18 protein-coding genes are annotated in these 26,730 nt (G+C 67.2%); 1 reads left to right on the forward strand and 17 read right to left on the reverse strand.

The annotated features are described in order from the left end of the window. Positions 1-8: 8 nt before the first annotated feature. The 5 genes from JWN03_RS18510 to JWN03_RS18530 all read right to left on the reverse strand — a co-directional run bounded on the left by JWN03_RS18510 (position 9) and on the right by JWN03_RS18530 (position 17,722). The gene (locus JWN03_RS18510; RefSeq protein WP_297616203.1) at positions 9-14,084 is read right to left on the reverse strand and encodes a WXG100-like domain-containing protein; all 14,076 of its coding nucleotides are present in this window, start codon (positions 14,082-14,084) and stop codon (positions 9-11) included. A gap of 10 nt (positions 14,085-14,094) precedes the next feature. Beyond that, positions 14,095-14,586 (reverse strand): YbaB/EbfC family nucleoid-associated protein, encoded by a 492-nt coding sequence (locus JWN03_RS18515; protein ID WP_297616206.1) that lies wholly within the window; start codon positions 14,584-14,586, stop codon positions 14,095-14,097. Positions 14,587-14,596: 10 nt separating this feature from the next. Further along, a complete protein-coding gene (locus JWN03_RS18520) occupies positions 14,597-14,911 on the reverse strand; it encodes a hypothetical protein (RefSeq protein ID WP_297616209.1) in 315 nt (104 codons plus the stop codon). 136 nt (positions 14,912-15,047) lie between these two features. Then, positions 15,048-15,836: an ESX secretion-associated protein EspG gene (locus JWN03_RS18525; RefSeq protein ID WP_297616212.1), complete on the reverse strand. Its 789-nt coding sequence runs from the start codon at positions 15,834-15,836 to the stop codon at positions 15,048-15,050. After that, entirely contained in the window at positions 15,833-17,722 is a 1,890-nt protein-coding gene (locus tag JWN03_RS18530) for a hypothetical protein (protein ID WP_297616215.1), read from the reverse strand. The genes JWN03_RS18525 and JWN03_RS18530 overlap by 4 nt, the downstream gene beginning before the upstream one ends. Before the next feature lie 124 nt (positions 17,723-17,846). Between JWN03_RS18530 and dtd the strand changes: the two genes are divergently transcribed. After that, positions 17,847-18,290 carry a D-aminoacyl-tRNA deacylase gene (dtd, locus tag JWN03_RS18535; protein ID WP_297616218.1) on the forward strand — a complete coding sequence of 148 codons (444 nt, stop codon included), beginning with the start codon at positions 17,847-17,849 and terminating at the stop codon, positions 18,288-18,290. 21 nt (positions 18,291-18,311) lie between these two features. On the opposite strand, the gene JWN03_RS18540 is transcribed toward dtd, so the two are convergent. The 12 genes from JWN03_RS18540 to rplF form a co-directional block, all read right to left on the reverse strand. Next, entirely contained in the window at positions 18,312-18,734 is a 423-nt protein-coding gene (locus JWN03_RS18540; RefSeq protein ID WP_297616221.1) for a nuclear transport factor 2 family protein, read from the reverse strand. Between the two features lie 110 nt (positions 18,735-18,844). Further along, positions 18,845-19,003, reverse strand: a complete 159-nt coding sequence (locus JWN03_RS18545; protein WP_297616224.1) for a hypothetical protein — start codon at positions 19,001-19,003, stop codon at positions 18,845-18,847. Between the two features lie 10 nt (positions 19,004-19,013). After that, positions 19,014-19,991 carry a DUF6585 family protein gene (locus JWN03_RS18550; RefSeq protein WP_297616227.1) on the reverse strand — a complete coding sequence of 326 codons (978 nt, stop codon included), beginning with the start codon at positions 19,989-19,991 and terminating at the stop codon, positions 19,014-19,016. Positions 19,992-20,122: 131 nt separating this feature from the next. Then, positions 20,123-21,166, reverse strand: coding sequence for a YncE family protein (locus tag JWN03_RS18555; protein WP_297616230.1), 1,044 nt, complete (start codon positions 21,164-21,166; stop codon positions 20,123-20,125). Between the two features lie 580 nt (positions 21,167-21,746). Then, positions 21,747-22,547 carry a type I methionyl aminopeptidase gene (gene map, locus JWN03_RS18560; protein ID WP_297616234.1) on the reverse strand — a complete coding sequence of 267 codons (801 nt, stop codon included), beginning with the start codon at positions 22,545-22,547 and terminating at the stop codon, positions 21,747-21,749. Next, entirely contained in the window at positions 22,548-23,093 is a 546-nt protein-coding gene (locus tag JWN03_RS18565; protein ID WP_297616236.1) for an adenylate kinase, read from the reverse strand. It abuts the gene before it with no gap. Beyond that, complete coding sequence (secY, locus tag JWN03_RS18570) at positions 23,090-24,409, reverse strand: preprotein translocase subunit SecY (protein WP_297616240.1); 1,320 nt, start codon at positions 24,407-24,409, stop codon at positions 23,090-23,092. Before secY ends, JWN03_RS18565 begins: the two co-directional genes overlap by 4 nt. A gap of 186 nt (positions 24,410-24,595) precedes the next feature. Next, positions 24,596-25,039 carry a 50S ribosomal protein L15 gene (gene rplO / locus JWN03_RS18575; protein WP_297616243.1) on the reverse strand — a complete coding sequence of 148 codons (444 nt, stop codon included), beginning with the start codon at positions 25,037-25,039 and terminating at the stop codon, positions 24,596-24,598. 2 nt (positions 25,040-25,041) lie between these two features. Further along, complete coding sequence (gene rpmD / locus JWN03_RS18580; protein ID WP_297616246.1) at positions 25,042-25,221, reverse strand: 50S ribosomal protein L30; 180 nt, start codon at positions 25,219-25,221, stop codon at positions 25,042-25,044. A 1-nt stretch (position 25,222) separates the two neighbouring features. Next, complete coding sequence (gene rpsE, locus JWN03_RS18585; RefSeq protein WP_297616249.1) at positions 25,223-25,873, reverse strand: 30S ribosomal protein S5; 651 nt, start codon at positions 25,871-25,873, stop codon at positions 25,223-25,225. Positions 25,874-25,904: 31 nt separating this feature from the next. Beyond that, positions 25,905-26,312, reverse strand: coding sequence for a 50S ribosomal protein L18 (rplR, locus tag JWN03_RS18590; protein WP_297616252.1), 408 nt, complete (start codon positions 26,310-26,312; stop codon positions 25,905-25,907). 3 nt (positions 26,313-26,315) lie between these two features. Continuing rightward, a partial coding sequence (gene rplF / locus JWN03_RS18595; RefSeq protein WP_297616255.1) for a 50S ribosomal protein L6 occupies positions 26,316-26,730 on the reverse strand: 415 nt, incomplete at its 5' end.

Raw genomic sequence — 26,730 nt, forward strand, 5'->3', positions numbered from 1 at the left:
CACCGCGTTCACCCGAAGATTCCCGACCTGCGGGCCGGATCGGCGAGCACGTCCCGGATGAGCATGCCCAGATCCGCATCGGACGACACCGGGCGGTACCGCACCTCACACTGCGGGCGGCCATCCACCCGCACCGCGAATCGATGGAAATCCCTGGTGCGCTCCCAGATCGCGTCCGCGCCCAGCCGATCCACCGGGAACACCTGGTCCGCGACACGCAGCACCAATCCGTGCTGGGCGTCGCGGTACAGGACCACGGGCACGCCGTCCATATCGCCGTACACGCCGGACATCGAGCCTCCGCCCGCCGGGGCCGATCGCATGGTGCCCGTCGTCGGATCGAAGATCGCGAACTCGCCGAAACCGGAATGCGAACGCAGGTAAAGCTCCCCGCTGCTGTTGACCGGACCGGAAGCGCGTGGGAAGCGCTGCCGCTGCTTGGCGCCGTCGCCATGGCCGGGCGCGCCGCCCATCGGCGCACCACCCATCGGCGGCGGGGCCGTCGGCTGATTACCCAGGCCATCGGGTCCGGAGGCTGGACCATCCGACGCGAATCCGCCCGGCGCGCCCGACCCGTCCGGCGCGGAGCCATAGGGGCTGCCCGGTCCATGCGGCGCACCACCGTGCGGACCAGTCGCGGAGCCGTCCGGCGAACCGTTCGGCGGTGGTGGCACACCATCATTCGGCCAGGCTGAGGCCGGCGGATGGCCGCCATTGCCATGCCACGGCGCACCACCGCCGGGGAATCCCCCCGCCGGGGGCTGGGAGCCACCGGGCGGCCATGTGCCTCCCGGCGGAATCGGTTGTCCGGGTGGCCATGTGCCTCCCGGCGGAGCCGGTTGACCCGGCGGCCAGGTGCCCGGCGGTGGGAATGGCTCACCAGGCGGCCAACCCGGTGGCGGGTTCGGCGAGCCCGGCGGGCACGGATCGCTCGGCGGGGACGGCGGTACAGGCGGTGGAGGAACCGACGGAGGCACCAGCGGCGGAACCGTCGGAGGCACCAGCGGAGGCACCAGCGGCGGAACCAGCGGCGGAACCGGCGGAGGCACCGACGGAGGCACCGACGGAGGCACAGGTGGTTTCGGCAAGGGAGGGACCGACGGTGCCGGAATGCTCGGCGGCGCAGGCGTCGGGATGTGCGGGGGCGCCGGGGTTTGCGGAGCGCTCGGCGGCTGCGGGGGTGTCGGGGGCGGTGTCGGCGGCGGCTGCGGGCCGGGCACCAAATCCGCAGGCGGCGTCCACGGGTACGGCTGCTGTGCCGGCTGCGGAGTGTAAATCGGGAAGTTCGTTCGCAGGTTGTGCGGCACGATCGGCATATGTGAACGCTCCCGGGCAAAATCCTGCAGCCACCGCGGATCGTCACCTCCCCCGGCATCCTCAGCCCGCCCGGCTCCAACCAAACCGGAATCGTCGGCACGGCCGCGACCACGCCCACCCGAATCAGCACCTCCATCCTCATCGCCGCCGCTCTCCGACGACTCACCACCACTCGACGGGGACTCGCCATGAGCGGGAACAGGATTGCGAGGTGGAACCGGAACCGGATCGGCGGTGTCAGACGCATCGGGTTCAGCAGGTGAAGGATTCGGATCGGCTTCCGGGGAAGTCGGAGGGGCCGGTGCGACCGGAGGGTGAGACTCCGCGGCGTCAGGCGCGCCGGGATCGGCGGGTAACGGCTCCGCCGCGGAGCTGTGGGCAGGCGATGAGCCTTGGGGCGGCACGGGATTCGGGTGCGGCAGACCGGAACCGTCGGGGCCGGGGGGCGGAGGCGGTTCGGAGGCGGAGCCGGATGAAGGGGCGTCGGGGGGTAGCAGGTCGACCACGGTGACGGTGCCATCCGGGGCGAGGTGGACCTGCTGGTATCGGACCGAAACGCCTTGGGCGGCAAGGTTGGTGCGCAGGTTCTCATCCAGCACGGCGCTGGGGTCGGAAAGCGGGCTGACGACCAGGACCTTGCGCTCGGCGGCGAGGAGTCCGACGCCCGGTCCGAGGTTGGCGGCGCCGGCGCGGGTGAGGACATCCTCGGCGGCCAGCAGTTGCGCGCGGGTCATCGCGTCGCCGGAATTCCGGTGCGCCTGGTGGTAGTCCCCGAAGTATTCGGCAAGGCGCGCACGGAGTCTGGTCAACTCCACCATGCGCTGCTGGGCCTCGTCGCGCTCCTCGAAGTACCGCACCATCTGTTCCTTGGGCACATGGGCGCGATTCATGATCTCGTCTATGCGGGTCGCCTCGGCCGCGAGCCTGGCGTTGACCGCGCGCTCGAGGTCGTGCGCGCTCATGCCGCGCGGATCGAGGGCCGGGTCCAGGGTGCGGGCCAGATCACCGGCCGCGGCCAGCGCACCCTGGGCGCTCTGCTCCGCCACCTGCCCCTGCTCCGTCAACCGCGCCGCGATATCCGGGGTGGTCGGCTCGTGCGTGCGGGCAGGCCCCGCCGCACGCCAACCACCGGATTCCGGATCCAGCCCGCCCCCGGCTTGGGCTTCGGCCCCTGCCCCGGCAGGATCGGCCGCGCCCTCCTGCGGACCGCCCGCCGACTCGTTCGGATCATGTTGAGCCGCAGCGGGATCCACGCCAGCATGCTCGGGCATGCCGAGGCCCGCACCCTCGGCAGCAGCATTCGCTGCCGGATCGGCAGGGGGACGCGGGGATTCACCATTCGGATCGCCTGCCTCGGCGCCCGGTTCCCCAGCGCCTACACGCGTCTCCGGCGCGCCGCCCGTCGGGTCGTCCCCGGCGGGACGGGGACCATTCCCGTCCGAGCCGGCACCGTCCCCATCCGAGCCAGGACCGTCCCCGGCGGGGCGAGGACCGTCCCCGGCAGGGCGAGGACCGTCCCCGGCAGGGCGAGGACCGCCGCCGTCCGGACCAGGACCGCCGCCGTCCGGACCAGGACCGCCGCCGTCCGGACCAGGACCGCCGCCGTCCGGACCAGGACCGCCGCCGTCCGGACCAGGGCCGCCGGGGTGTGGTGAGGGGGGATCGGTGGGGCGGGGGATGTTTTCGTCGATCCAGGTGGCTAGGTCGTCGGCGTGGTGGAAGTGTTCTGCGGCGGCGCGCAGGTCCTCGAAGGCGGTGCGGCTGCCGGGGCCGTTGGCGAGGGTGGTCTCGCCGCGCAGGGCGTCGAGGGTGGCGTCGAGATGTTCGGGGGCTAGGTCGGATTCGGCGACGCGGTTGAGGCCGGTGGCGGCGCGGAAGTCGGTGATCGCCTGTTTCAGGGCGGCATGGCCCGCATCGCGGGCGCGGGCGGCGGCCTCGTGCGGTGAGACGGCTGCCCGATCGGCGGCGGCCTGGGACCGATCCGCCTCCGCCGACCACCGATCGGCGGCGGCTTGCGCCTCGTCGACGCGATGTACGGCGTCCCGGAGCGCTTCGGTGTGCGCTTCGAACTCGTCGGCGCCGGACGGCTTCGGTCCGTTCAGGACCGCATCGCGGGCGGCCTTCGCGGCATCGAGTTCCCGCTGGGCGGAGTCTGATTCGCGGCGCGCGGTGTCGAGCGGCGACTCCTCGGCCCGGGCCCGCGACTGGGCCTCGGCCTCATGACGGGCGATCAATTCCTCGATCTGATGCACCCGCACCGTCGCGTCGTACAGGCGATTGATTCGCGGGGTGGCCGCGGCTTGCTCGTCGGGCGTTCGGGCATGCTGGGCGGCCTCGTCGAGGGCGTCGCGGAAATGTTCGGGCGTCAGGTCGGATTCATTGACCCAGACACCGCTCATCGCCTGTTTGCGGTCGCGTACCGCCTGGTCGTGCTCACGGCGCAGCGTGTCTATCGGAGCCTCGCCCGGACGCGCGCCGGCCGCGAGCGACCGATCGAGCTCGCGCTCGGCGCCCCGGAGGCGCTCCTGTGCGGCGTGGTAGTCCTGTGCGGCAGACCGTAATTCGGCCACCCTGGCCTCATGGCTGGAGCGCAGGGCCTCCGGTACGGGCAGCTGCTCGAGGTGTTCGAGCGTGGACTCCAGCCGCTGCGGCGTCAGATCCTCCGGGCGGATCGGACGGCCCGGAGCGGCCTCCAGGTGCGGTTCGTGGGCATCGGGTTGCGTGACACGGCGCAACGCCGCGTCACGGCTGTTGCGTGCTTGCTCCAAACCGGTTCGCGCGCTGTCGAGTTGGGTGGCGGCAAGGCTCGGACGGGCGGGCGGCAACTCCGCCTCGAGTGGCGCGACGGCTTGGTTGTACTGCTCGGACAGCTGCTTCAGCGCCTCGATATCGGCTGCGCGCGCACGGACTTCGGCGCGCAACTGCTTGATCGTCTGCTCGGTCTCCGCATCCTCCGGGCGTTCGAACTTCTCGATCTTGCCGTCGAGATACGCCTCGTAAGCCTTGGCCTTCCGCACCGGATCGTCACCGAGCTCCAGCCCCTGCAGCCGCGCCCACACCGGCCCGTCCTGGGGCGGTTCGTCCACCCGCGGCGCCTCGCCCATCAGATCGGAAGCGAAGCCGCGCAGCTGGCCGAGCCCGGCCGGATCGTGAATGGGCAGTTCGCCCTCGGCAATTCGAGGATCCGTACTCGGATCGAATTGGAAATCGTTGTGGAACGGGTCCAGATTGCCCAGGCTGCGCGCGTATTCGGTCAGCGCGGCAAGCAGTTCCGGCCGATCCAGCGACCGATGCAGCAGATCGTTGATCGCTCGCAGTGTCGCCTTGGGATCGGCGGATTTGGGATCTGCTTCGAACAGATCCGTCTTCTTGTTGTACTTCTCGCCGTACAGGTCCTCGGGTGCGACACCGAGCCGCTCGGCCAGCTTCGCCCGGGCGGCAAGGGCAGCATCGAGATTCGGTTTGCCCAGCGCCTTGGCGTACGTGAGCAGATCCTCCACCGCCTGCAGGCGGCGCACACTGCGCACACCCGGATCGGCCATGGCCTCGGCCATCCGCTCGGGCGTGAGCGCGGCGGGATCCAGCCCCAGCCGGTGGGCCAGTTCCTGCAGCGCCTCGTTGAGGCCGTGGAACGCCTCGATCTTGTCGCTGCTCTGGATAAAGTCGGCCATGCCCTCGATCTGGGCGGCGCGCAGCGCGTTCTCGTGCTGCATGGCCTTGATGGTCGCGGCCAGCTCGTCCGGGGTCAGATCGTCGTGGTAGACAAGCAGCTTCTTCGCCAGAGCATCACGCTCCGTGAGCAATTCGTCGGCAGAGCGCGGCGGCCTGTGCGGTTCCGGAGCCACCGCGGCGTCGGGTGCCGAAGGCTTGGGCATGCGCCAGGGTGCGGCCGGATGGTCACGCAGCATGGTGGCCGGGACCCGCTCACCGTTCAGATCGAGCTCGTGGAAGCGCACCTCGGGGGTCGGCTCCCCGACAATGTGCAGGTTGCCATGCTCGCCGAGCTTGACCGAGCGGAAATCCAGTGCCAGGCGGCCGTCGTTGAGCTGGTGGCCGATATCCGGATGCTCGGCGAGGAAATCGGCCAGCACCTCCGCGTGATCGGCGGCGCCACGAATCACCGTCAGGCGAGGCGGATCACCGGCGAGGATGCTTACGCTGTCGTCCAGGGTCACGCCGCCGTGCTCGTCGACCCAGGATCGAGCGACGTCATCGGCGATGCCATTGGCCGTCGCACGCATCTGGTCGTCGGCGTTCACATAGTCGTCGACCGCGTGCCGGAAATCGACCGTCTGATCGGCGTGCTCGCGCACCGCCATGCGCAGCTCGGCCAGGGTGTGCGGCAGTCGTTCCGGAGTGAGTTCGTCCAAGCCGACACCGAGCATCTGCGCCCAGTTCGACCGTTCCTCGCGGATCTGGTCGCGCATCAGGGCGCGGTCGAAAAGTATGCCCTCCTTGCGCGTCGACATCTCCTCGGGCGTCAAGCTGTCGAAGTGACGTGCCGGATCGCCACCGTTCGGCTTGCTCTCCCACTCGAGCGCGCTGACAAGCGGATCGTCCTTGCCGATCAATCCGATTTTGCGGGCCAGTTTGCTGATCGCCCATTCTTTTCGAGTCGGATCGCTGTGCACCAGCTCACGCAGGTAGCGGCCCAGCGGATCCTTGTCGAAGAAGTTCATCTCCCTGCTGTAGGGAACGCGACCGTCCTGGAGGTTGTAGCTGCGCGCGGCATCGGCCAGTGCCTCCACCGCGCCCGCGCGGCGCATCATCACGTAGTTCGCTTTGTCGACAAAGTCGCGCAATTTGCCCAGATCGGCCGTCCGCAGGTCGATGCCTTGTCGCGCGGCCTGTTTCAGCACCTCCCGCAGGGCGTCGTCGCGGGCGTCGAGCTGATCGGCGAGCGCCTTGGGCAACTCCTCGCGCGTGACGGCCGGATCATCCGGGCGCGGCTGGGATTCTGGATCATGCTGTCCGCCAGGCAGTTCGGCGGGGTGCTCGCCAGTTGTCAACTCGGGCAAGGGCGGACGCTGCCTGACCGCCGCCGGATCCTCGGTGGGGCCGAGTGCGGGCTGATGTCCGGCCACGGGACCGGCCGGCGGATCCTCGTTCGAGATCCCTGCGGCGAGCAGGTCCGCGGCGGCCTTTGCGCGAGTGGCCGGGTCCACCTCACTGAACCAGGGCTGGTATTCGCCGCCGTCCCTGGTGCGCATCGGAATCACCTCCGACGTCACGTTCGCCACCTTCGCGGTGAGCCGGTTGACCAGCGGAAGATCCTCGCGCGCCTTCCAGAAGGTCGAGAACTCCTTCGCCAGGCGGGACGGGTTGATATCGAGCTCATGCAGGAAGTCGTTGTGCAGCCACCCGCCGATCTCGTGGATGATGGCCTTCTGGCCCTGACCGTCGAGACCCGAGCCCGAGGCGTATTTCGGGTACTGATCGTGGAAGCCACCTCGGATGAATTTCCAGAGTCGTCGCAGGAACGGCGGGCGCTCCGGGCCGGTCTCGGCCGGGAGCCGATCGCCGGGCAGGGACGGGCGGGTGGCGGGCTCGAGATGCTTGACACCGTTCTCGTCGGTGCGCACCGTGACATGGACCCGCTCGCCGTCGGCCTCCAGCACCAGATGCTGAGGGCCGGACGGGTCGGGGGTGTGGAAGGTCGCGGCCATGAGATCCGCGACATCCGCTGCGCGACGCAGGGTGTCATTACGCAGATCAGCCAGCGTCTGCTCCCGCACCCCGGGAGCCAGCAGATCCGGATCGACCCGCAACAGGCGCGCCCACTCATCACGGATCTTCGCCAGCTGCGCACGCTGACCCGGATCGGTCGCCGCATCGTGACGGGCCGACGCCTCATCCAGAGCCTCGATCGCCCCGGCGCGCAACATATTCCGGTATTGCAGCTCGCCCGCGGTCTCCGGCAGGCGATCGGGTGCGATCTGTTCGTCGGACAGACCGAGGCGGCGAGCAATATCCTCGCGAAGCTCATCGAGCGTCAATGCACGGGGCGCATCACCCGCGGCGTGCGCGGGATCCGACCACGGGTCCAACGGCAGACCGGCATGCTCATCCGGAGGCCGAGAAGCATTGTGCTCCAGGGCAGGTCGCGCCGCCGCAGCTTCTTCGGCGGCCGCGCTGTTCAGGCGGTCGGCGATACCCAACTTCCGGAACTCGTCCGCTGCCGCACGCAACTCGTCCGGATCGACCTCGTTCCGCCAGTACTCCTCACCCCCGTACCGCTCATCGAGCGAGAGCGGACGGAAATCCTCGGGATCGCGCATCGACGCCGGCGGACGACCCGTATCCGGGTCACCGAAAAATCCACGCGCCCTCGCTATCTCAGCCAGCTCCTGCAATGAGGCCAGCGCATCCGGACGTCCGCCCAGTGCATCGGACATCCCCAATGCGTCCGCCAGGCGAGCCAGGTACCGCAGTTCCTCCGGAGTGCGCTGATGGGCGTTGTGTTCCAGCGGCGCATCCTTCAGGAAGTCCGCCACCGCCCGCAATGTGGGCGACACCTTGGCCGGATCCACCGAAGGCGGCCCCGATTCGTGCGGCGCGCCCGCCTCGGCCGGAGCGATCTCCACCGTCGGCGTCTCCGACGCGGGCACCACCGCCGCGCTCGGGGCCGGCTTTTCTCCGGCGTTCGCGGCCGGGTCCGGTGTGCGCCCGGATGCAGGGGGCTCGTGCTCGCTCGTGGGCGTCGACTGCCCTGACGGCGTCGACTTTTCGCTGCCGGGCTCGCGCTCCGGGTCGGGCTGTGGCTCGCTGCCGCGCGGCGGCGTGGGCGGCTTCTTTCCGTCGTCTCCGGCGCCGCCGGCGGCGGGCGGGAGCTCACCCTCCGGCGGGGGCTGGTTCGATTCGCCGCTCCGCGGCGGTTCCGCACTTGCGGGGCGGCCTTCGGGTGCACCGCTCACGGCGGGCTCTTCCGGGCGACCGCCGGCCATCTCCCACAGGTAGTCCGCGCGCTCGGCCGAGATGCGGGCGAGCAAGTCCGCCTGCTCGGCCCGGAGCCGAGCCTCGTAGGCCTCCGGCGTGCCCGGCACCTCCCGGGCGGCCAACTCGTGGAGGTAGCGAGCATCGTTCGCATCGGACCGAGCCGAGATATCGGCATGCGTGGCATTCAAGCGCTCGATCCAACTGTCCGGATCATTCGGATCCGCCTCGCGCCGCATGAGCGACTCGGCCGCCGGCTCCTCCGGTGCTGTGCCGAGCTCCGGGTCCCCGCCATCGTCCTCCGCGCGCGCCTCGTCCGACGGATCATGACTGGAAGGTTCGTCGTGTTCGCTCGAATGGTCCGGCGAGGCAGTCGGATCCGTGGTGGTGGCGTCACGGGGAGGTTCGGGCCGGGGAGAGTTCTCCGGGCCGCGGGCGCCGGGCGGTTCGTGGGTATCGGCGGGATCATGGGTGCCCGCCGCGCTCGGGCCCTCCGCTGCATCACGAATGCGCAGGGTGCCTCCGGGAGCGGAGGGGTCGGTCCGGGGGCGGGTCGATGCGACGTGGTCGGCCAGGGTGTCCACGAGCAGTTTGTGCAGCAGTTTGGAGGCGTCGCTTGCGTTGGCGCCGTTGAGTTCTACGTCGGTGAAGGCCTCGGCCAGCGCTTCGGGGCGGTCGAGCATGCCGTGCTCGTCGAAGCTGTATCCGCTGAGCGCCCTTCGCATCCAGTTGGTGAAGCCGCCCTTCAAACTCTTGTCGGCCATGTGGTGGTCGAGCAATACGGAGAGCGCTTCCTCGCGGGCCTTGCCCTCGGTGGTGAAGTCGATCGCGTGCGCGAACTCGTGCACGATCGTCGAATAGACCGGCCGGTCGCCCGAGCCGGGTACCAACTCGCCGTCCCGCTCGTTCCGGGCGACCCGGGTGGCCAGATCTTCCGGATCGAAGGCGAACTTCTTGTTCAGGATGAGATTTCTGGCTCGGCTCTTCCCCGAGGCGTCGCGAATGGCGTTGGCCTCAGCGAAGACGTCATCCGCCAGATCACCGATGCGGACCGCCATCAGGCGCGTGGCGGGGTACTTCTTCATCATGTCGTCGACGGCTCGGGCGTACTCGCGGAGCACCTCGGGATGGATTGCGGGGTCGAAGCCGTAGGCCTGGATCCCCCAGCGCTCCTTCAACGTCTTGACAATGTCCGCTGCATCCCGCGCCGACCACTCGTCCTCGTGCCCGGACGACCAATCAGGCTGGGAGCGATGGGATTCCGGGCCACCATCGCCCGCGCGCCGCTCCTCGCCGGACGGGGTCGCGCCGTCGTGAGCCGGCACGTGCCCGGATCCATCTGAGAAGACCGGCTCGAGCGAGGGGGGTTTGCCGTCGGATCGGCGCGACTCGCCGAGCACGGCATCATCCGTCCGTGCTCCGGCGGGATGGGCCTGCTCGACCGGACGATCGGCCACCGGACGAGCGTCGCCGGCCCGTTGCGGTTCCGGGCGCGCCTCGGCAGCCGCCCGCGCACCGGCAGGACGGGTATCACCCGCAGGACGCCCCTCCGGATGTGATGCCTCGGGCCGCGGCGGCAGGTCGGCAGCCTTCGGCTCTGCGTCCGGCAACCTCCGCTCAGCAACGGGGGTGTCGTCTCGCGGCGGGGAATCATCCTGCGGCAGAGCTTCATCCCGCGTCAGGGCTTCGTCGCGCGGCAGAGCTTCATTCTGCGGCAGGGCTTCATCCCGCGGCGAGGCCTCGTCACGCGGCAGGACTTCATCACGCGGCAGCGATTCATCACGCGGCAAGGCCTCGTCACGCGGTAGCGATTCATCACGCGGTAGGGCCTCGTCACGCGGTAGCGATTCATCACGCGGTAGGGCCTCGTCACGCGGTAGCGATTCATCACGCGGTAGGGCCTCGTCACGCGGCAGGACTTCATCACGCGGCAGCGATTCATCACGTGGCAGGGCCTCATCACGCGGCGGGGCATTGTCCGGACGAGAGTTGTTCGGCGGCTGATCATTTGGATGGTCGGCATCCGAAGTGCGCTCGGGGGGCGGTGGGTCGTCGGGGTGCGGTTCGCTGGGGTGTGGGTGCTCTTCCGGACGATCGGAGGCGGCGATGTCCGGGGCGGGGCGGGGCTCCACGACTGGTTCCGGGCCCGTCGGACGGGAAATCGTCTCGGCGGGTGCGTGTTCGGGGGATTGTGGATCGGGGCCGAACCTGGTGACTTCGTCGATGAGGTGCCAGTAGAGGACCTTGGCGGGCTCGGACGCGCCTTCGCCGTTGTACTCGACATCGGTGAAGGCCTCGGCCAGCGCTTCGGCCTGATCGAACCTACCGTTCGCGTCGAAGCTGTAGCCGCTGAGTTGATTCAGCCATTCCCGGTACTTGTCCCCGAACTCCTGCTCGTCCATGGTGGGGCGGGTGCTCTCGAAGTGCTCGCGCAGGGCCCGCTCGGCGGTCTGCCACACCTCCTGGCCCTCGGCGTCGAGTGCGTGCGCGAATTCGTGCACGATCGTCGAATGCACCGGGCGCGCACCCGAACCCGGAACCAGGTGGCCGCCGTTCTCCGCCTCGGCGACCATGCGGGCGAACTCCTCGGGCCTGGACGCGTAGTGCAGGCTCAGCGTGATCTTGCCCGCGCCGAAGCGGAGATACCGTTCCTCGCCGACATACTCACGGCGAGGCCTGTGGTGGGCGAACGTATCCCGGTCGGGTATCGCCTCGATCGAGACGATACCGAGCTTCCTGCCGTCCGGATAGCGGGTCATCATCTCGTCGATGGCCCGGGCGAACTCGCGGACCACCTCCGGGTCGACACCTGGGAGTTCGAAGCCTCGCACGTCCAAACCCCAGCGGCGTTCGAGCTCCTCCTTCACCTCGTGCGAATCCATGCCCGACCAGTGATCGTCCGGTCGCGGCGACCAATCATGCGGTGCGACCGCATCACTCGGCGGGCCTGCATGCCCGGCCGGTGCCGGCGCGGCGTCGGACGGCCGGGTGGCCGGATGCTCCACCACGGGATCCAGCGGCACCACCCCGGCGGATGGATCCGTACTCCAGCCGTTCGCGTCGAAGTACACCGGACCCTCGTCGTCGTACTTGCCGCTCGACTGCTCCCCATCGGGGGCGCCGGTGTGCTCCGGCGTATGCCCCGCGCCACCGGGATGAGCGTCCTCGGGCCGCTGGTCTTCCGGATGCGAGTCCTCGACTCGGGGCTCGGCGGCGGTCGAAAGCTCCTCCGGGCGCGCATCTTCCAGCGGACGCGCATCTTCCAGCGGACGCGCATCCTCCAGCGGACGCGCATCCTCCAGCGGACGCGCATCCTCCAGCGGACGCGCATCCTCCAGCGGACGCACATCCTCCAACGGACGCACATCCTCCAACGGACGCACATCCTCCAACGGACGCACATCCTCCAACGGACGCACATCCTCTGGGACACGCTCGGGCGCTGCGGGATCCTCGGGGCGGGAGTCGGTGAGCTCGTGGGGGTCGGCCGGGCCGGATTCGCGGGGCGCCAACGGATCCGGGTGCTGGTCACCGCTCGCCGAATCTTCCGGACGAGGCTCGCTGGGGCGGTCATCAGCCGGATGATTGTCGTCGGCTATCGCATCTTCGGCGTGCGGCGCACGCGGTGGCTGCTGTTCATCCAGGCCGGGCTCACGCGACTGCATCGGGTCGCGCTGCGGTTCGGACGTGTCGTCCGCCGGTGGATCGTGTGGGAGGGAACGATCCGTCGCGGGCTCGGAAGGGTCTGCGACACCGGCGCGCGGGGGTTCGGGCTGCCGCTCGGCGGGCGGAGTGGATTCCACGGGCTCGCTGCGGATTCCGGGGTGCGCGGCACTGCCGTCGGCGTCGGGTACGTGGCGGGGTGATTCGGGGGCCCGGGGTTCGGACTGCACGCCGATTGCGGGATCGCGCGCGGATTCCGCTGTGGTCCTGTCGATTCCGGCCTTGGATTCATCGGCACCGGGCCGTGCGGGACCACTGCCGGCTCGGGACTCATCGGGGCGGGCAGCGCCGGGCTGGCGTGCGTCGGGCCCGCCGGTACGCGGAGCAGTCGGATCGGAAACGCCCTGGGGCCTGGTCGAATCCGGACGCAAGGCCTCGGGGGCGCGGGGCGCCGGGGCCCGGGAGGAATCAGGATTGGCGGCGGGTGCTCGGGATTCGGCGGCCGGGGCGCGCTGCTCCGCGGGAGCGGCAGCGTGATCGGGGCCGCTCGGTGTGACCACCGGAGCCTCGGCCGGGATCGGGAGTCCCGCACGGGACTCCGGCGCGGCGGCGGTCACCGGAGAATCCGCGGATGAGTGCGGGGCGGCGGCGGTGTGCGTACCGCTCCCGTCGGAGGGTTCGGACTTCGCCGGCTCCTGGTTGGCGGCATCGTGGCGCGCGCCCGGATCGGCGACCGGCGCGATCTCGGGGGCGGGCTGTGCGGCGGGAGCGTTGTTCGCGTTCTCCGCGGGCGCATCCGGAGTCTGCTGCGCCTGGGGAGCGGCCTCCGGCGGGGCGGACGCGCTCGCGGGCGACAGCGTCGGGCCGGAAGAGGCCGAATCGGAGGCGGATCCCGATGTGCTCGGGGGCGCCGAACCACCGGAATTCACAACGGGTTCGGACCGATGACTGTCGCCCGTATTGGCACCGGGCTGGGGATCCGCCGGCTGATGAGCCGTGTCTCCGTTGGAAATCCCGGGATCGGGAGCCCCGCTGCGTTGAGTGGTGTCATCGATAGCGGTGACGGTCAGATCACCCGCATGCGTCACATCCGGAGCGCCGGAGTGCGTTCCATCGGTTTTGACGGCCCCGGGGTCGCTCACCCTGAGATGTGTGCCGTCGCCCATCGGCAACTCCCCGATGTGGGGCGCCGCGGTCGGGCCGTGGCCGCCGAAGCTGTGTGCGCCCGCATGATTCAGCGAGGAGATGGCCCCCGCTCCGAAACCCGCCGTCAGCATGCGCGGATCGAGGTGGGTGTTCTCCAGGTTCTTCATGGCGTCGCTCCAGCCGTGCTGGGCGACGTCGAAGCCGAACTGTGTGGCCGTCCCACCGACAAATCCCGCACCGGCGCCGACCAATCCGGAACCCGCGTGCGTCACCAACTGGCTCAGCAGGCCGGTCATTCCCCTGGAGGCCAGCTTGCCGCCCAGCCACTTGCCGAACGGACCCGCGACCGCACCGCCCGCCCCCGCACCGACCGCGGTGACCGCCGTCTGCTCCCAATTGATCCCGCTGCGGTGCCCCTGCAGCACCTGGATCTCCTGGGCGCCGAGATCCTGAATCGTGCCGATCGCCATATTGAGGGCGACATGCCTGAGCAGGAACTTCGCCAGCGCGGGACCGACCAGCTTGGTCAGGGCGCGCTCGATCGCCTCCGTGGCATCCCTGGCGATGACGCGTACCGCCACCCGCCCGGACGCCACGGCTATGGCCTCCTCCTCGGGAGCCGTCGGCGGAAATGCCCACACCGCAATCATTTCCGCCGCCAGCCAGGCCAGCGTCGAATAGAACATGATCTTCGTGTACTGGATCTGGGTACCGGTGTCGTAGGCAGAACCACCGACTTGATCGAAATATCCCGCCAGATCGACGATCGAGGTATTGCCGTCGGCGCTGGACTTGCCGCTCAGCAGGTCGAACGCGTTCGACATCGCCTCGACGCCATTGCCGTCCGGATAGGCGGCGAGCGTGGTGGACTTGGCCTCGGCGATGGCATCGAGCAGATTGCGCAACCCGTCGCCGCCGGTGTGCCAGTCCTGGGCCAGGGCCCACATCTGGTCCTCATTGCCCTGGGGCCACTCCATGCCGACCAGGTACCCCAGCCACTCCAGCCCGGAAGGAAATTCCATCATGCGCGGCCGGTCACCATCCGGAGTCGATCGCCCCGCCGCGCGGGCTCACTCCTGAATCACCGGAATTCTGCTGCGCCGCACCGCGTTCGGCCGCGCCCGGCGGCGCGGTGGAGACCACCGGAGGCGGCGGCACCACCAGCTCTTTGCTCAGATCCGGCATACCCGGAATCAGATCGGTCAGCTTCGGCAGGCGTTTACGGTTCTGCGACACCGGCGCCATGAGTTCCGCGCTCAGGCGCGCCACTTCGGCGGAGGCCTGCTGGGCCGCCTCGGTGACGGCCTTCGCGATCTCCGGATAGTCGAGATCCTCGATACCGGAACGGAAACGGGTCTCGATCACGGTGCCGTCCGCGTTCACCGTCACTGTGACCCGCTTGCCCCGCACGGTGGCGGAGGCGGTCAGCGCGGCACGCTCCTGCTGCAAGCGGGTGATGGTGCGCATCTGATCCGCGAATCCCTCGAGGATCGAGTTCAGATCGGCCTTGGCGAATTCGTTTGTCACCGCGGCGGACTCACTCGAACCCGGAGGCGTTGCCCTGGTCCATGTTGGTCAGCTTGGTCACCGCGTCCAACTGGCCCTGAGAGAAATTGCCGAAGGTGCCGGCCATATTGTTCGCACCCTCGAGGATGTTCGTCTTGCTCTTGGTGTAACCGTTGGCGCCGTTCGCGAACTGGTTCCCGAGCGAGTCGTCGCCCCAGGGCTCCCCGCGCGAATCACTGGAGCTCACCAGGGTGTTCACCACCTGCTGGATGCCGTCCTGCACCGCAGCCGTCTTCCCCGCCGCCGTGCGCAGCAGGTCCGAATAAGCCTTCAGCCGGTCCGCCACAACAAGCCACCTCCGCTACTCCGACGCACTGTGAGCAGAGCGAGCCTGTCAGGTCAGAGCAACCAATCAGTAGCTGGAATATGAACGGCGAGTGCTGATTCGAACAGTGAGCGGCGCGGCGCGCGCCGCCCTGGCGTCACTGTTCTTCTTCGCCCCGAGCTTCCATATGCCGCAGAATCTGCTCGATGGTCCGCTCGATGTGATCGGCGAACCGGCGTGGGGTGACTCCCACCGCCGAGCACGCGGGGCTGTCCAGATCGATCAGATAGCGACCGTCGCCCGGCAGATCACGCCACACCACAGTCGATTCCGCGATACCGCGCGGACCGTATTTGGAGCGACCCTGCAGGATCTGCAGCGCACCGGTCAGCTCGGCCGGCGCGGACAAGAACGTGAGACTGCGGCTTTCGGTGGTGTCGTCGAAACTGTCGAAGGCCGCCGACCGGGAATTCGCATACGGATCGGGCTCGGGCGGTTCGGTCACGATCGAGATCTCGGGCAACCGACCGGCATCGATCTCGGGCAACTGCGCCACCAGCAGGCCGGGCAGCTCCTCCGGTTCACATTCGATCAGCGTCACTGCCCCACCGTGATCCACGGTCTCGCCCGGCTGCTGCGTGAGAACGCAGGCCCGTCTGCCACTGCGCACTCCGTGCACCCGCAGGTGCGTTTTCGGATTGTCGATATCGCTGTCGCGCCAGCCGTGCATGCCGACAAAGACTTCCGGTCGCGCGACCGTCTCGAATACCGCGGCGAAACCCGACTCCAACCGCTCGTCGAGAGCGTCCCCGATCTCCGCGAGCTCACGTAGATAATCGTCCAGCAGCGGAGTGCGACTGAGATACAGGAAGGGCGAGGGCATCGCGCCGGACCGGTACCGATTGCACAGCACCTTGAATTCGACGTCGGTGAACTCCCACCTCATGCCTCGACCACCGGTACGGTCGCCGGCACTTCACCGATATGGCTGAGCGCACTCAGGAAGTCGACCGGCGGGATCTCCGCATCCGCGCCCGACCTCGCGGAATCGGACAACACGCCGTCCGAAAGCCCCGCTGTCACACCGAAAACCGGCTCCACCAGGCTGCCGTCGAGACCCGCGCGCGGGAACAGATTGGTCAGCGACGGTGCGCCCGTCACCTGTGCGGCGTCGGGCGTGACCAACGCCGCGCCGGAGGACGTGCCATCGGTCGGCAGACCCGCGGCGGGCACCGCGGCATCCGGCGCGGCCGTGAGCCCCAGCAGTTGCGACAGTTCGGCCAGCTTGTCGGGCGACTGCTGAATCTGCGCGAGCGCCGCCGTCACCTTGTCCTGAGACACCCCGAGCAACTGCGAAAGCTCGGAGGTATTGCCCGTCTGCAGTGCGGAGTCGAGCTGCGTGAGCAGCGTCGGAAGCTGCTGCATCACAGTCGATCCCGCGCTGGCCAGGCTGCTCAGCAGACTGGTGAGCGTCGAGAGGCCCTGGCCGCTGTCCGATGTCGAGGTACCAGCCGACACCGGGGTGGCCGTCGTAGCCGGCGTGGTCGCCGCCGGATTCGTGTAGGCGGGAACGGCGGCCTGCGGCTGAGTGCCGTTCGGGTTGGTAGTCGCGGCCAGACTGGCATTCGGGTCGGACGCGAGGCTGGCCGGGAGCTTCGGCGCGGCTACATTCGAACTCGGTGCGGAGCCGGGTGACGTCCCGGGGCCTGCCCCGGGATTGGCACCGGGATTCGTCCCCGGACCTTTGCCCGGGTCCGTACCGGGACCCTTGCCCGGATCCGTACCAGGATCTTTCCCCGGGTCCTTTCCCGGGTCCTTTCCTGGATCCTTCCCCGGATCGTTCGCCGGAATCACCGCGGGCTTGGCTACCGGAATCGGATTCGACACCACCGGTACCGCCGCCGCCGTCGCCTTCAATGGCTGCAGGTAGTCGCGATCGAAGTAATGCTGCTCATCGTGCAGCGCGCCGCTCTTGTCGCAGTTCCACGGCTGCTTCCGCTGGGTCGGCATGGAGAACTTCGTGGAAGACATCCACGCCGATGTGTAATGCATGCTCTCGCCCATCAGCTCCATGGTGTTCCGGAGCGGCTCGACCTGTGCCGCATAGGCGGTGATCGCCGCCTGCGCCTTGTCGAAGCCGCCACCCGACCAGAACTGGTTGAGCGTCTGCATCTGGTTCCCGAAATTGCCGAGCTTGTCATCCACCCAGCCGGACATCGACTTCCACAGCTCACCCGCATTGGAATAGGTGTCGGGAGCCAGTGACTGCCCCAGATCGTAGAGCTGCTCCCAGCTCATCGAATCCTTGTTCTCCAGGTGAATGGGCACGGACTCCTTGGCGCCCGAATAGTTCTGGAGCCCCTTGGGCAGGCTCTGCTCCTCGTAGGCGCCCGGCGCCGACTTCTGCGGCGCCTTGTAGTCCAGAGCCGCCGGGACCGTTGGCATCTGGACCTTGTCCAGGTCCGCAGCCTGGAACGCCTCCTTCGAGGCGTTGTCCGCCGCCAGGTACGACTTGGACGCCGCCCGGAACGTCTCCGCCATATCCGTCAGGATCGTGATGTGGGCATCGATCGAATCCAGCAGCTCGGTTCCGTGATTGCTGTACGCCGACGCAAGCAGCGAGCCGGACGTCAGGTCGCCGATCGGATCGAGACTGTTGAGCTTGCCGTCGGTCGCCATCTTGCGGAACTTACGTAGGGCGCCCACCATATCGGCGCACGCCTGGATCGCCTTCGTCGCCGCCTTGGGATCGAAGAGCAGTGGGTCCGCAGACGCCCCTGCCGACGTCCGCAAGCCCGCCCATGCCGTGAGGTCTTTAATATCAGGTGCCATTGGTAACTACTGTCACTCCGCCCGTTTCAGCTGTTCCTGCCAGCACACCGTACTTTCGTAAACTACCGATGGCGCGCAAGGAAATTCAACGTCGGAGAAACATCATCTGTCATGATCGGCAGTCGTGCGAATACTGGTGCAGCGGGTGAGTTCGGCGCAGGTGACGGTTGAGGGCGATGTGGTGGGGCGAATCGATCCGGCGGCGCACGGTGCGCCACACGGGCTGGTCGCGCTGGTCGGGGTGACGCACGGCGATAGCGAAGCAACCGCGAAAGCTCTGGCCGACAAGCTATTCCGGCTGCGTATACTCGACGGCGAACGATCGGCGGCCGATCTGGGCGCGCCGATTCTGGTGATCAGTCAGTTCACGCTGTACGCCGACACCGCCAAGGGGCGGCGGCCCTCGTGGAATGCCGCGGCGCCCGGCGCCGTCGCCGAACCGCTGGTCGAGGTCTTCGCGGCCACTCTCCGCGAACTGGGAGCCACGGTGGCGACCGGACGCTTCGGTGCGCATATGCATGTCGAGCTGATCAATGACGGGCCCGTGACGCTACTGCTCGAAGGCTGAACCGCGCGCACGACAGTGGCGTCAGGCATATTCGCCCGGGCCGAGCATGGGTTCCAGCACTCGTTCGACCAATGCGGTGTCGCAGTGCTCGATGACCTCGGTGATGCGGGCGTCTGCGATACGGAAGAGGAAGCAGTAGGTCTGGTGGTAGGACTCACCGCGGGTGGTGGTGCCGTAGCCGCGGGCCTGGACGATCACGCGGTCCTCGTCGGCGAGGACGAGGTCGGCCTCCATGCGGTAGCCGTCGGCGAACTGGGTCATCAGTGGGCGCAGAAGACCCTGTAGGACCGCTGTTTTCGGCTCCCATACCCCCGCCCACGACCAATTGCCCGGGAAGATCCACCGGCAATCATCGGACAGCGCCTCCCCCAGTGCGCGGGCGTTGCCTCGTGCCAGCTGCTCGAAGACGGCGCGGATCAGTTCTTTGTTTCCGAGAGTGCTCACCTCAGCGAAACTACGGGCGACAGAGCCATGCGACCAGCGAGAATCCGGCATGCTGGGCATGCCGGATTCGCATGGATTGGTTCCGCCGAACTCCAGGTACAGGCGTGCGGTCAGTCGCGGGCCGGGGTGATCAGGGCGAGGGTCAGGCCCGTGGCGCCGAGCACCAGGATGACGATCGGCCATACCCAGCTGGTGGTGAAGACCATGGCCAGGATGCCGAGGATCAGGGTACAGGTGGCCAGGAGCAGGCTCTGAGGATCACGGTTCATCGGTGCGGCCTTACTTCGAGAACGAATTCGCCTGGCAGACAGCGCGAATCGAGGTGGTGGCGCGGTCCAGATCCTGCGCTTTCAGCCAGTGGTAGCCGGAGGAGGTGAACTTGCCCAGCTTGTCGCTGTCGGCGCGCACGCCGTCCTGATCGGCACCGCGGTAATTCTCGGCCGCATTGCGCAAATCCTTGAGCTGACCGGTCAATTCGGATCTCGCCGCCTGTAATCGGGATAGCTTTCCGCACAGCTCCGCCTTTTCCACCGGCCAGCCGACCATGCAGGCCAGACCGAAGGCGACCACCGCGACCACGGCAATCGCCTGGTTCACATGGCGCACCAGGCGACGTCGGCCGAAAACCTTGCCCGCCGACTCCGGCAGGTCGGGGCGAGCCTGCCGGAGCAGGTGGCGTAGCACCAGGAAGTTGGGAATCTCATCGATACCCTGGGTGAGGCGGGTCTGCTCACCGGCTTCGATGACAGCCTGGCCCTGCTGCACTCGGAACGCGCGCAGGTCTTGTAGCGCAAGGGTTTTCTTACCGGCACCGAGCTCACATGCGGAAATCCACCACGGCCCGAACTCCACCCGGCGACCGGCACGCACGGCATCGCTCGCGCCCCTGGCCTGCCGCGCGGCGACGGCCTCCACCAGCTGCGGACCCCACTCGTCCGGGCTCGTGATCGCCTCGGTCATCTTCACCTCCGCACCGCCGAGATCGATGATCCGATACTCGTGCGAGGTGTGGGTGTGCACACCGTTGCGATGCACCCGAATGATCTTCTGCCACACCATGGTCGAGTCATAGCGCGCCACCCGCACCTCCCGGCCGGTGGCCACGGTGCAGCCGTTCTCGTACAGATCGAGCCGCGCATCACCCTTCGCCGCCAGGTATCCCTTGCGATGTCTGCCGAGACCATGAACCTGGGCCGCCTCCGCAATGCACCGCAACCGTTCCGGATCACGGTTCGTGCCGCTGGCCCCGCCGGACATGCCCCTCCTCGGTCGATCACATTCGCGCCCAAACTATCCGTCCCACGGACCCTCCGCAAAAGGAACGAGACTGTTTCAGTGAGGCGCAGGCGAACTGGAGGACGACCAGCCGGAAGAGAGTGCCCGCGAATCTATCTCGGAATCACTACCACTTGGTCGAAGTCGAGGCCGTAGACGGTGTGGGTCCTGGGATCGACCACTAGACCGCGCAGCGAGATTTTACTGCCGGCCCGAATCGTCGTGGTGACCGCGTGTTTCTCGGTATCGATGACTTTGATCGCTTGTAACTGACCGCTGAAGCCGGTCACGTACACAGCGTGCTTTCCGGGGTCGACACCCAGGAAGCCAGGACCGCTGATCGAGATGGAGCCGGTCAGCGCTCCTGCGGCCAGATCGATCACGAAAGTCTGCTCAGTGGAGGTCACATACGCCGTGCGGGCGCCTTGATCGATTGCCACGTCGAATACGCCGTGCGTCTCCGCTGGTAGCCCGATCTGGCCGGTCACCGCATTTGTCGCCAGGTCGACCTTCACCAACCCGGTAATCGAGTGGTTCGTGGAGTCGTGGTAGTCGCCCGTGACATACGCCGTCCGGCTGGCAGCATCGATCGCAAGGTTCATTGCGTTGTACCCCACCGGAATTGACGCCGTGATCGAGGCAGTGACCGGATCGATCACGACTACAGAGCTCTCGGTGTTCGGTTCACTCGAGCCATCCGCACCCGGGTTGTAGTCGAGGCCGACCAAATTGGTGACATAGACCGAGTGGGTGCCCGAATCCACCGTCACACCCCACGATGAGTGGCCGGTTGTGACGGTGTCGACCACCGCGTTGGTCATCGTATCGATGACGATGAGTGTGCCCTCGATACCTTTTTCGGCACCTTTGCCAACAACATACAAGCGGTGCAGATCTGGATCGACCGCGATTCCTTCCGGATCGTCGGCGAGCTTGATCGTCGCTGTAGCAGTGCCTTTTGCCGGATCGACGACCGACACCGTCCGATCATGGTCATTGGTGACATAGACCAGCCCAGTCACCGAATCGCAGGCCGCACGGGAGTAGCCGTATGTCGACCCCACCTGGATCGACTGAAACGGATTGGTCGAGTCCTGTTGCTGCCGTATGACTACCGCACCGATTGCGATCAGGACCAGGACCACCGCACCGGCCATAGCCGCGATGGCCCAGTTGCGAGTCCGGACAGTTCGCGGTGCGGTCGGAACCGAAGACGAGGGGGCTGAAACCTGCTGGGGTGCTGCCGCTTTCGTTCGCTGGTTGGCGCAGAGTGGGCGGAACTCGTTCTGCACGGCCGGAATATAGGCCGGGAGACCTGAAAGATAGAGGGCGTGCAGGTCGTTCGGGGAAGTGATGCCTGCCGAACGGAGCGCGTCGATGACCGCTCGTACGATGGCGGCGATATCGGGCAGGGCCGGGCCGTTCCACTCGGCCGTGCCGAGGGTGCGGGAGAAGAACACCTGGAAGCCGCCGCCGGCCGACGAAATCAACAGCGCCACATCCAGTGTCGCGCCGAGTTCGACCACAGCCACCCGTGCACCGGCCGGCGCCGGGTCGATACCCACGGTCCAGTCAGGTGTTCCGACCCCCAGCACGGCAATCCCCTCTCAACGCGATACGCCGATCGATCGTAACGTGGGGATAACTATGCGGCAGGGGCACAGACGAACGCACCCACCCAGGCAGAGCCGGGGCGGGTGCGGAAAATCTTGTGCGAGTGCAGCCTTGCGCGGGTGATTACTCCGGACGGAGGGTCAGGATGCGGGGGCCGTCCTCGGTGACGGCTACCGTGTGCTCCCAGTGGGCGGCGCGGGTGCCGTCGGTGGTGACGACGGTCCAATCGTCCTCTAGGGTCTTGGTTTCCGTGGTGCCGAGGGTGAGCATGGGCTCGATGGCCAGGACCGATCCGACTACGAGTTGCGGGCCCTTGCCGGGGGCGCCCTCGTTGGGGAGGAACGGGTCCATATGCATTTCGCGGCCGATGGCGTGACCGCCGTAGCCGTCGACAATGCCGTAGGAGCGACCGTGATCGGCTGCCGCGGCATAGGTGCCGAGCTCGATGGCGTGTGACACATCCGTCAATCGATTGCCGGGAAGCATGACCGCAATGCCCGCTTCCATCGACAGCTTGGTCGCCTCACTGAGCAGGCGATCGGCCTCGATGATATTGCCCACCCCGAAGGTCCACGCCGAATCGCCGTGCCAGCCTTCGAGAATCGCGCCGCAGTCGATGGAGACCAGGTCGCCCTCGGCCAGCACATCGTCCTTGGACGGGATGCCGTGCACGACGCGATCGTTCACCGAGGAGCAGATCGACCCCGGAAAACCGTGATAGCCCTTGAACGAGGGGACGGCTCCGGATTCGCGGATGAGCTGCTCGGCGACCTCGTCCAATTCCAGGGTGGAAACCCCGGGCTTGGCGGCGGCACGCACTGCCACCAGGGCACGACCGACGATAGCGCCGGCCGCCGCCATGGCGTCCAGTTCACCGGCGGTGCGGAACGGCACCACCTTCTTGTTCTTACGGCCGAAGACCATTCAGCGACCCAGCGCCGCGAGTGCGCGCGTGTTCACGTCTTCGATCTCGCCGACACCCTCCACCGTGACGACCAGGCCGTCATAGTGATCGAGCAGCGGTTCGGTCTCCTCGCGATACACACGCATGCGGTTGCGGATGGTCTCTTCGGTGTCGTCGCCGCGGCCACGGGCCAGCATGCGCTCGACCACGACGTCCTCCGGAACCACGAAGCAGATCACGGCGTCGATCGCCAGGTTCGACTCCTTGAGCATGCGCTCCAGGGCGTCGGCCTGATCCACGGTGCGCGGGTAGCCGTCCAGCACAAAGCCATTGGTGGCATCCGGCTCGGCAATGCGGGCCTCGACCATGCGGTTGGTCACATCACTGGGAACCAGATCGCCTGCGTCCATGTACTTCTGGGCTTCGCGGCCCAGCGGAGTCTGCTGGCTGATGTTCGCGCGGAACAGATCCCCGGTGGAGATGTGCGGTACACCCAGCTTTTCCGACAGTAGAACGGCCTGGGTGCCTTTGCCGGCACCGGGCGGCCCGAGCAGAACAACTCTCACTTGAGGAACCCTTCGTAATTTCGATTCATCAACTGGCTCTCGATCTGTTTCACCGTATCGAGGCCGACGCTCACAATGATCAACACCGCGGTACCGCCGAACGGCAGGCTCTGTACACCGGTATTGGTGCCGAGACCCAGCAGCAGGTTCGGCAGCACGGCGACAGCACCGAGGTAGATCGAACCGGGCAGGGTGATCCGGCTGAGGACGTAGTTGAGGTAGTCCGCGGTGGGCTTACCGGGGCGATAGCCCGGGATGAAGCCACCGAACTTCTTCATTTCGTCCGCGCGTTCCTCCGGGTTGAAGGTGATCGCGACATAGAAGTAGGTGAAGAACACGATGAGCGCGAAGTAGATCGCGACGTACACCGGGTTGCTCGGATTGACCAGGTACTTCTGAATGAGCTGCTGCCACTCGGCGGGATTGCCCGAAGTCTTCTGGGTCAACTGCGCCAACAGGTTCGGCAGATAGAGCAGAGAGGACGCGAAGATCACCGGGATGACACCGGCCTGATTGACCTTCAGCGGCAGATAGGTCGACGAACCGCCGTACATCTTCCGGCCCACCACGCGTTTGGCGTACTGCACCGGAATTCGGCGCTGGCCCTGCTCCACGAAGATGACGCCGACGATCACCACCAGCGCAGCGGCGGCCACCATGGCGGTGACTCCCCAGCCGCGGCCGTCGTAGATCGTCTTGCCCTCGGACGGGATGCGAGCGGCGATACCGGAGAAGATCAAGAGCGACATGCCGTTACCGACACCGCGCTCGGTGATCTGCTCGCCGAACCACATGACCAGGGACGCACCGGCAGTCATGACCAGCACGATGATGATCATGCCGAAGACGGAGGTGTCGTCGAGAATGGGTTTCGCACACCCACGCAGCAGCTGTCCGCGGGAGGCGAGCGCGACCAGACCGGTCGACTGCAGGATCGCCAACGCGACCGCCAGATAGCGGGTGTACTGGGTCATCTTGTTCTGACCCGATTGGCCTTCTTTTCGCAGTTCCTCGAACCGCGGGATCACAACGGTCAGCAGCTGGATAATGATGCTCGCGGTGATGTACGGCATGATGCCGATCGCGAACACGGAAAGCTGCAGCAGCGCACCGCCGGAGAAGAGATTGATGAGCTGATAGATGCCGGCGGAATCCCCGCCGTTGACCAGCGCAACACAGTCTTGGACGTTCTTGTAGCTGACGCCGGGAGACGGCAGCGAAGCGCCCAGCCGGTAGAGGGCGATCAGCCCCAGCGTGAAGAGAATCTTCCGCCGTAAGTCCGGGGTCCGGAAAGCCGACACGAAGGCGGAAAGCACAGATCCTCCTGGCGAACGACATAGGTCAGGCCATGGCTACAACGACGGAAACGCCGAATCCCCATGACAGTGTTGGCAGACAACACGTGAACTCTAACAGTGACACCGGACGAGCTCGCGACTCGTCCGGTGTCACTGGTTTTCAGGTTACCGTCGTAGCGACTGCTTGCAGGTCGCTCGAGACGATCAGTCCAGAACGGTGGCAGTGCCACCGGCCGCGGCGATCTTCGCCGTGGCGGAACCGGAGAACTTGTCGGCGGAGACCTGAACGGCCACACCGATTTCGCCCTCGCCGAGCACCTTCACGAGCTCGTTCTTGCGAACGAGGCCCGAGGAGACGAGCTCGGCCTTGCCGATGGTGCCGCCCTCGGGGAACACGCGGGCGATATCGGACACGTTCACGACCTGGTACTCGGTGCGGAACGGGTTCTTGAAGCCCTTGAGCTTGGGCAGACGCATATGCAGCGGCATCTGTCCACCCTCGAAGCGGACCGGAACATTCTTGCGAGCCTTCGTACCCTTGGTACCGCGGCCCGCGGTCTTGCCCTTGGAACCTTCACCGCGACCCAGACGGGTCTTCTCGGTCTTGGAACCGGGGGCAGGACGCAGGTGGTGCAACTTGATGGTCATGCTTAAACCTCCTCAACCTGAACGAGGTGGCGCACGACGTTGATCAGACCACGGTTCTGCGCGTTGTCCTCACGGACAACTTCCTGGCGAATGCCACGCAGGCCGAGGGTCCGCAGCGACTCGCGCTGGTTCCGCAGGGCGCCAATGGAGCTCTTAGTTTGGGTCACCTTGAGATCTGCCATGTCAGACTCCCTGTCCCGCACGCGCACGCAGCATGCCCGCAGGTGCCACATCCTCGAGGGGCAGACCACGACGAGCGGCCACCTCCTCCGGGCGCTGCAGCATCTTGAGGGCGGCAACGGTGGCGTGCACAACGTTGATGGCGTTATCGCTACCGAGCGACTTCGCCAGAATGTCGTGGATGCCAGCGCACTCCAGCACGGCACGCGCCGCGCCACCGGCGATCACACCGGTACCGGGCGAAGCCGGACGCAGCATGACCACACCCGCCGCCGCCTCACCCTGAACCGGGTGGACGATGGTGGAGCCGATCATCGGAACGCGGAAGAAGCTCTTACGAGCCTCTTCGACACCCTTCTGGATGGCCGCGGGAACTTCCTTGGCCTTGCCGTAGCCGACGCCGACCAGACCGTTGCCGTCACCGACGATCACGAGGGCGGTGAAGCTGAAGCGACGACCACCCTTCACGACCTTGGAGACGCGGTTGATCGCGACTACGCGCTCGAGCTGGTTGGTCTTCTCGGCAGGCGCCTGATCGCGGCCACCGCGGCCACGGCCACGGTTGTCACGGTCGTTACCGCCGGCGTTGGGACCACTGTTGTTGTTGCCGGCGGGACCGTTGTTTCCGCCGTCACGCCGTTGACGTCCCGGCATCAGACGTTCCTTCCGTTCGCAGAGTTGATCATCAGAACTTCAGCCCACCTTCACGGGCGGCATCCGCGAGCGCCGCGATACGGCCGTGGTAGTCGTGACCACCACGGTCGAACACGACGGCTTCGATGCCGGCAGCCTTGGCGCGGGCAGCGATGAGCTCGCCGACCTTGGCGCCCTTGGCGGACTTGTCACCCTCGGCGGCACGCACATCGGCTTCGGTGGTCGAGGCGAACGCGATGGTCTTACCCACCGAGTCGTCGATCAGCTGAGCGTGGATGTGGCGCGCAGAACGGTTGACCACCAGGCGCGGACGCACGGTGGTGCCTTCGATCTTCTTGCGCAGACGGAAGTGGCGGCGCGTCTTGGAGAGACGACGCGCGGTCGAGGCATCCGTACCGACCGGCTTACGCCGAGCCTTCTGGTTTGCTGTTTGTGCCATTGCTTACTTACCCGTCTTTCCGACCTTGCGGCGAACGACCTCGCCGGCGTAGCGGATGCCCTTGCCCTTGTACGGGTCGGGCTTGCGCAGGCCGTGAATAACCGCTGCGATCTGGCCGACCTTCTGCTTGTCGATGCCCGACACCGAGAACTTGGTGGGAGCCTCAACCGCGAAGGTGATGCCCTCAGGAGCCTCGATCGGGACAGCGTGGCTGTAGCCCAGGGCGAACTCGAGGTTCGATCCCTTGGCCTGCACGCGGTAACCGACGCCGAAGATTTCCATCTTCTTCTCGTAGCCTGCGGTCACACCGACGATCATGTTGCTGATCAGGGTGCGGGTCAGGCCGTGCAGCGAGCGGTTCTGACGCTCGTCGTTCGGACGAACGACCTCGAGCTCACCGGACTCCGCCTTGGTGACG

The sequence above is a fragment of the Nocardia sp. genome (genome assembly GCF_025465275.1).
Classification (GTDB): domain Bacteria; phylum Actinomycetota; class Actinomycetes; order Mycobacteriales; family Mycobacteriaceae; genus Nocardia.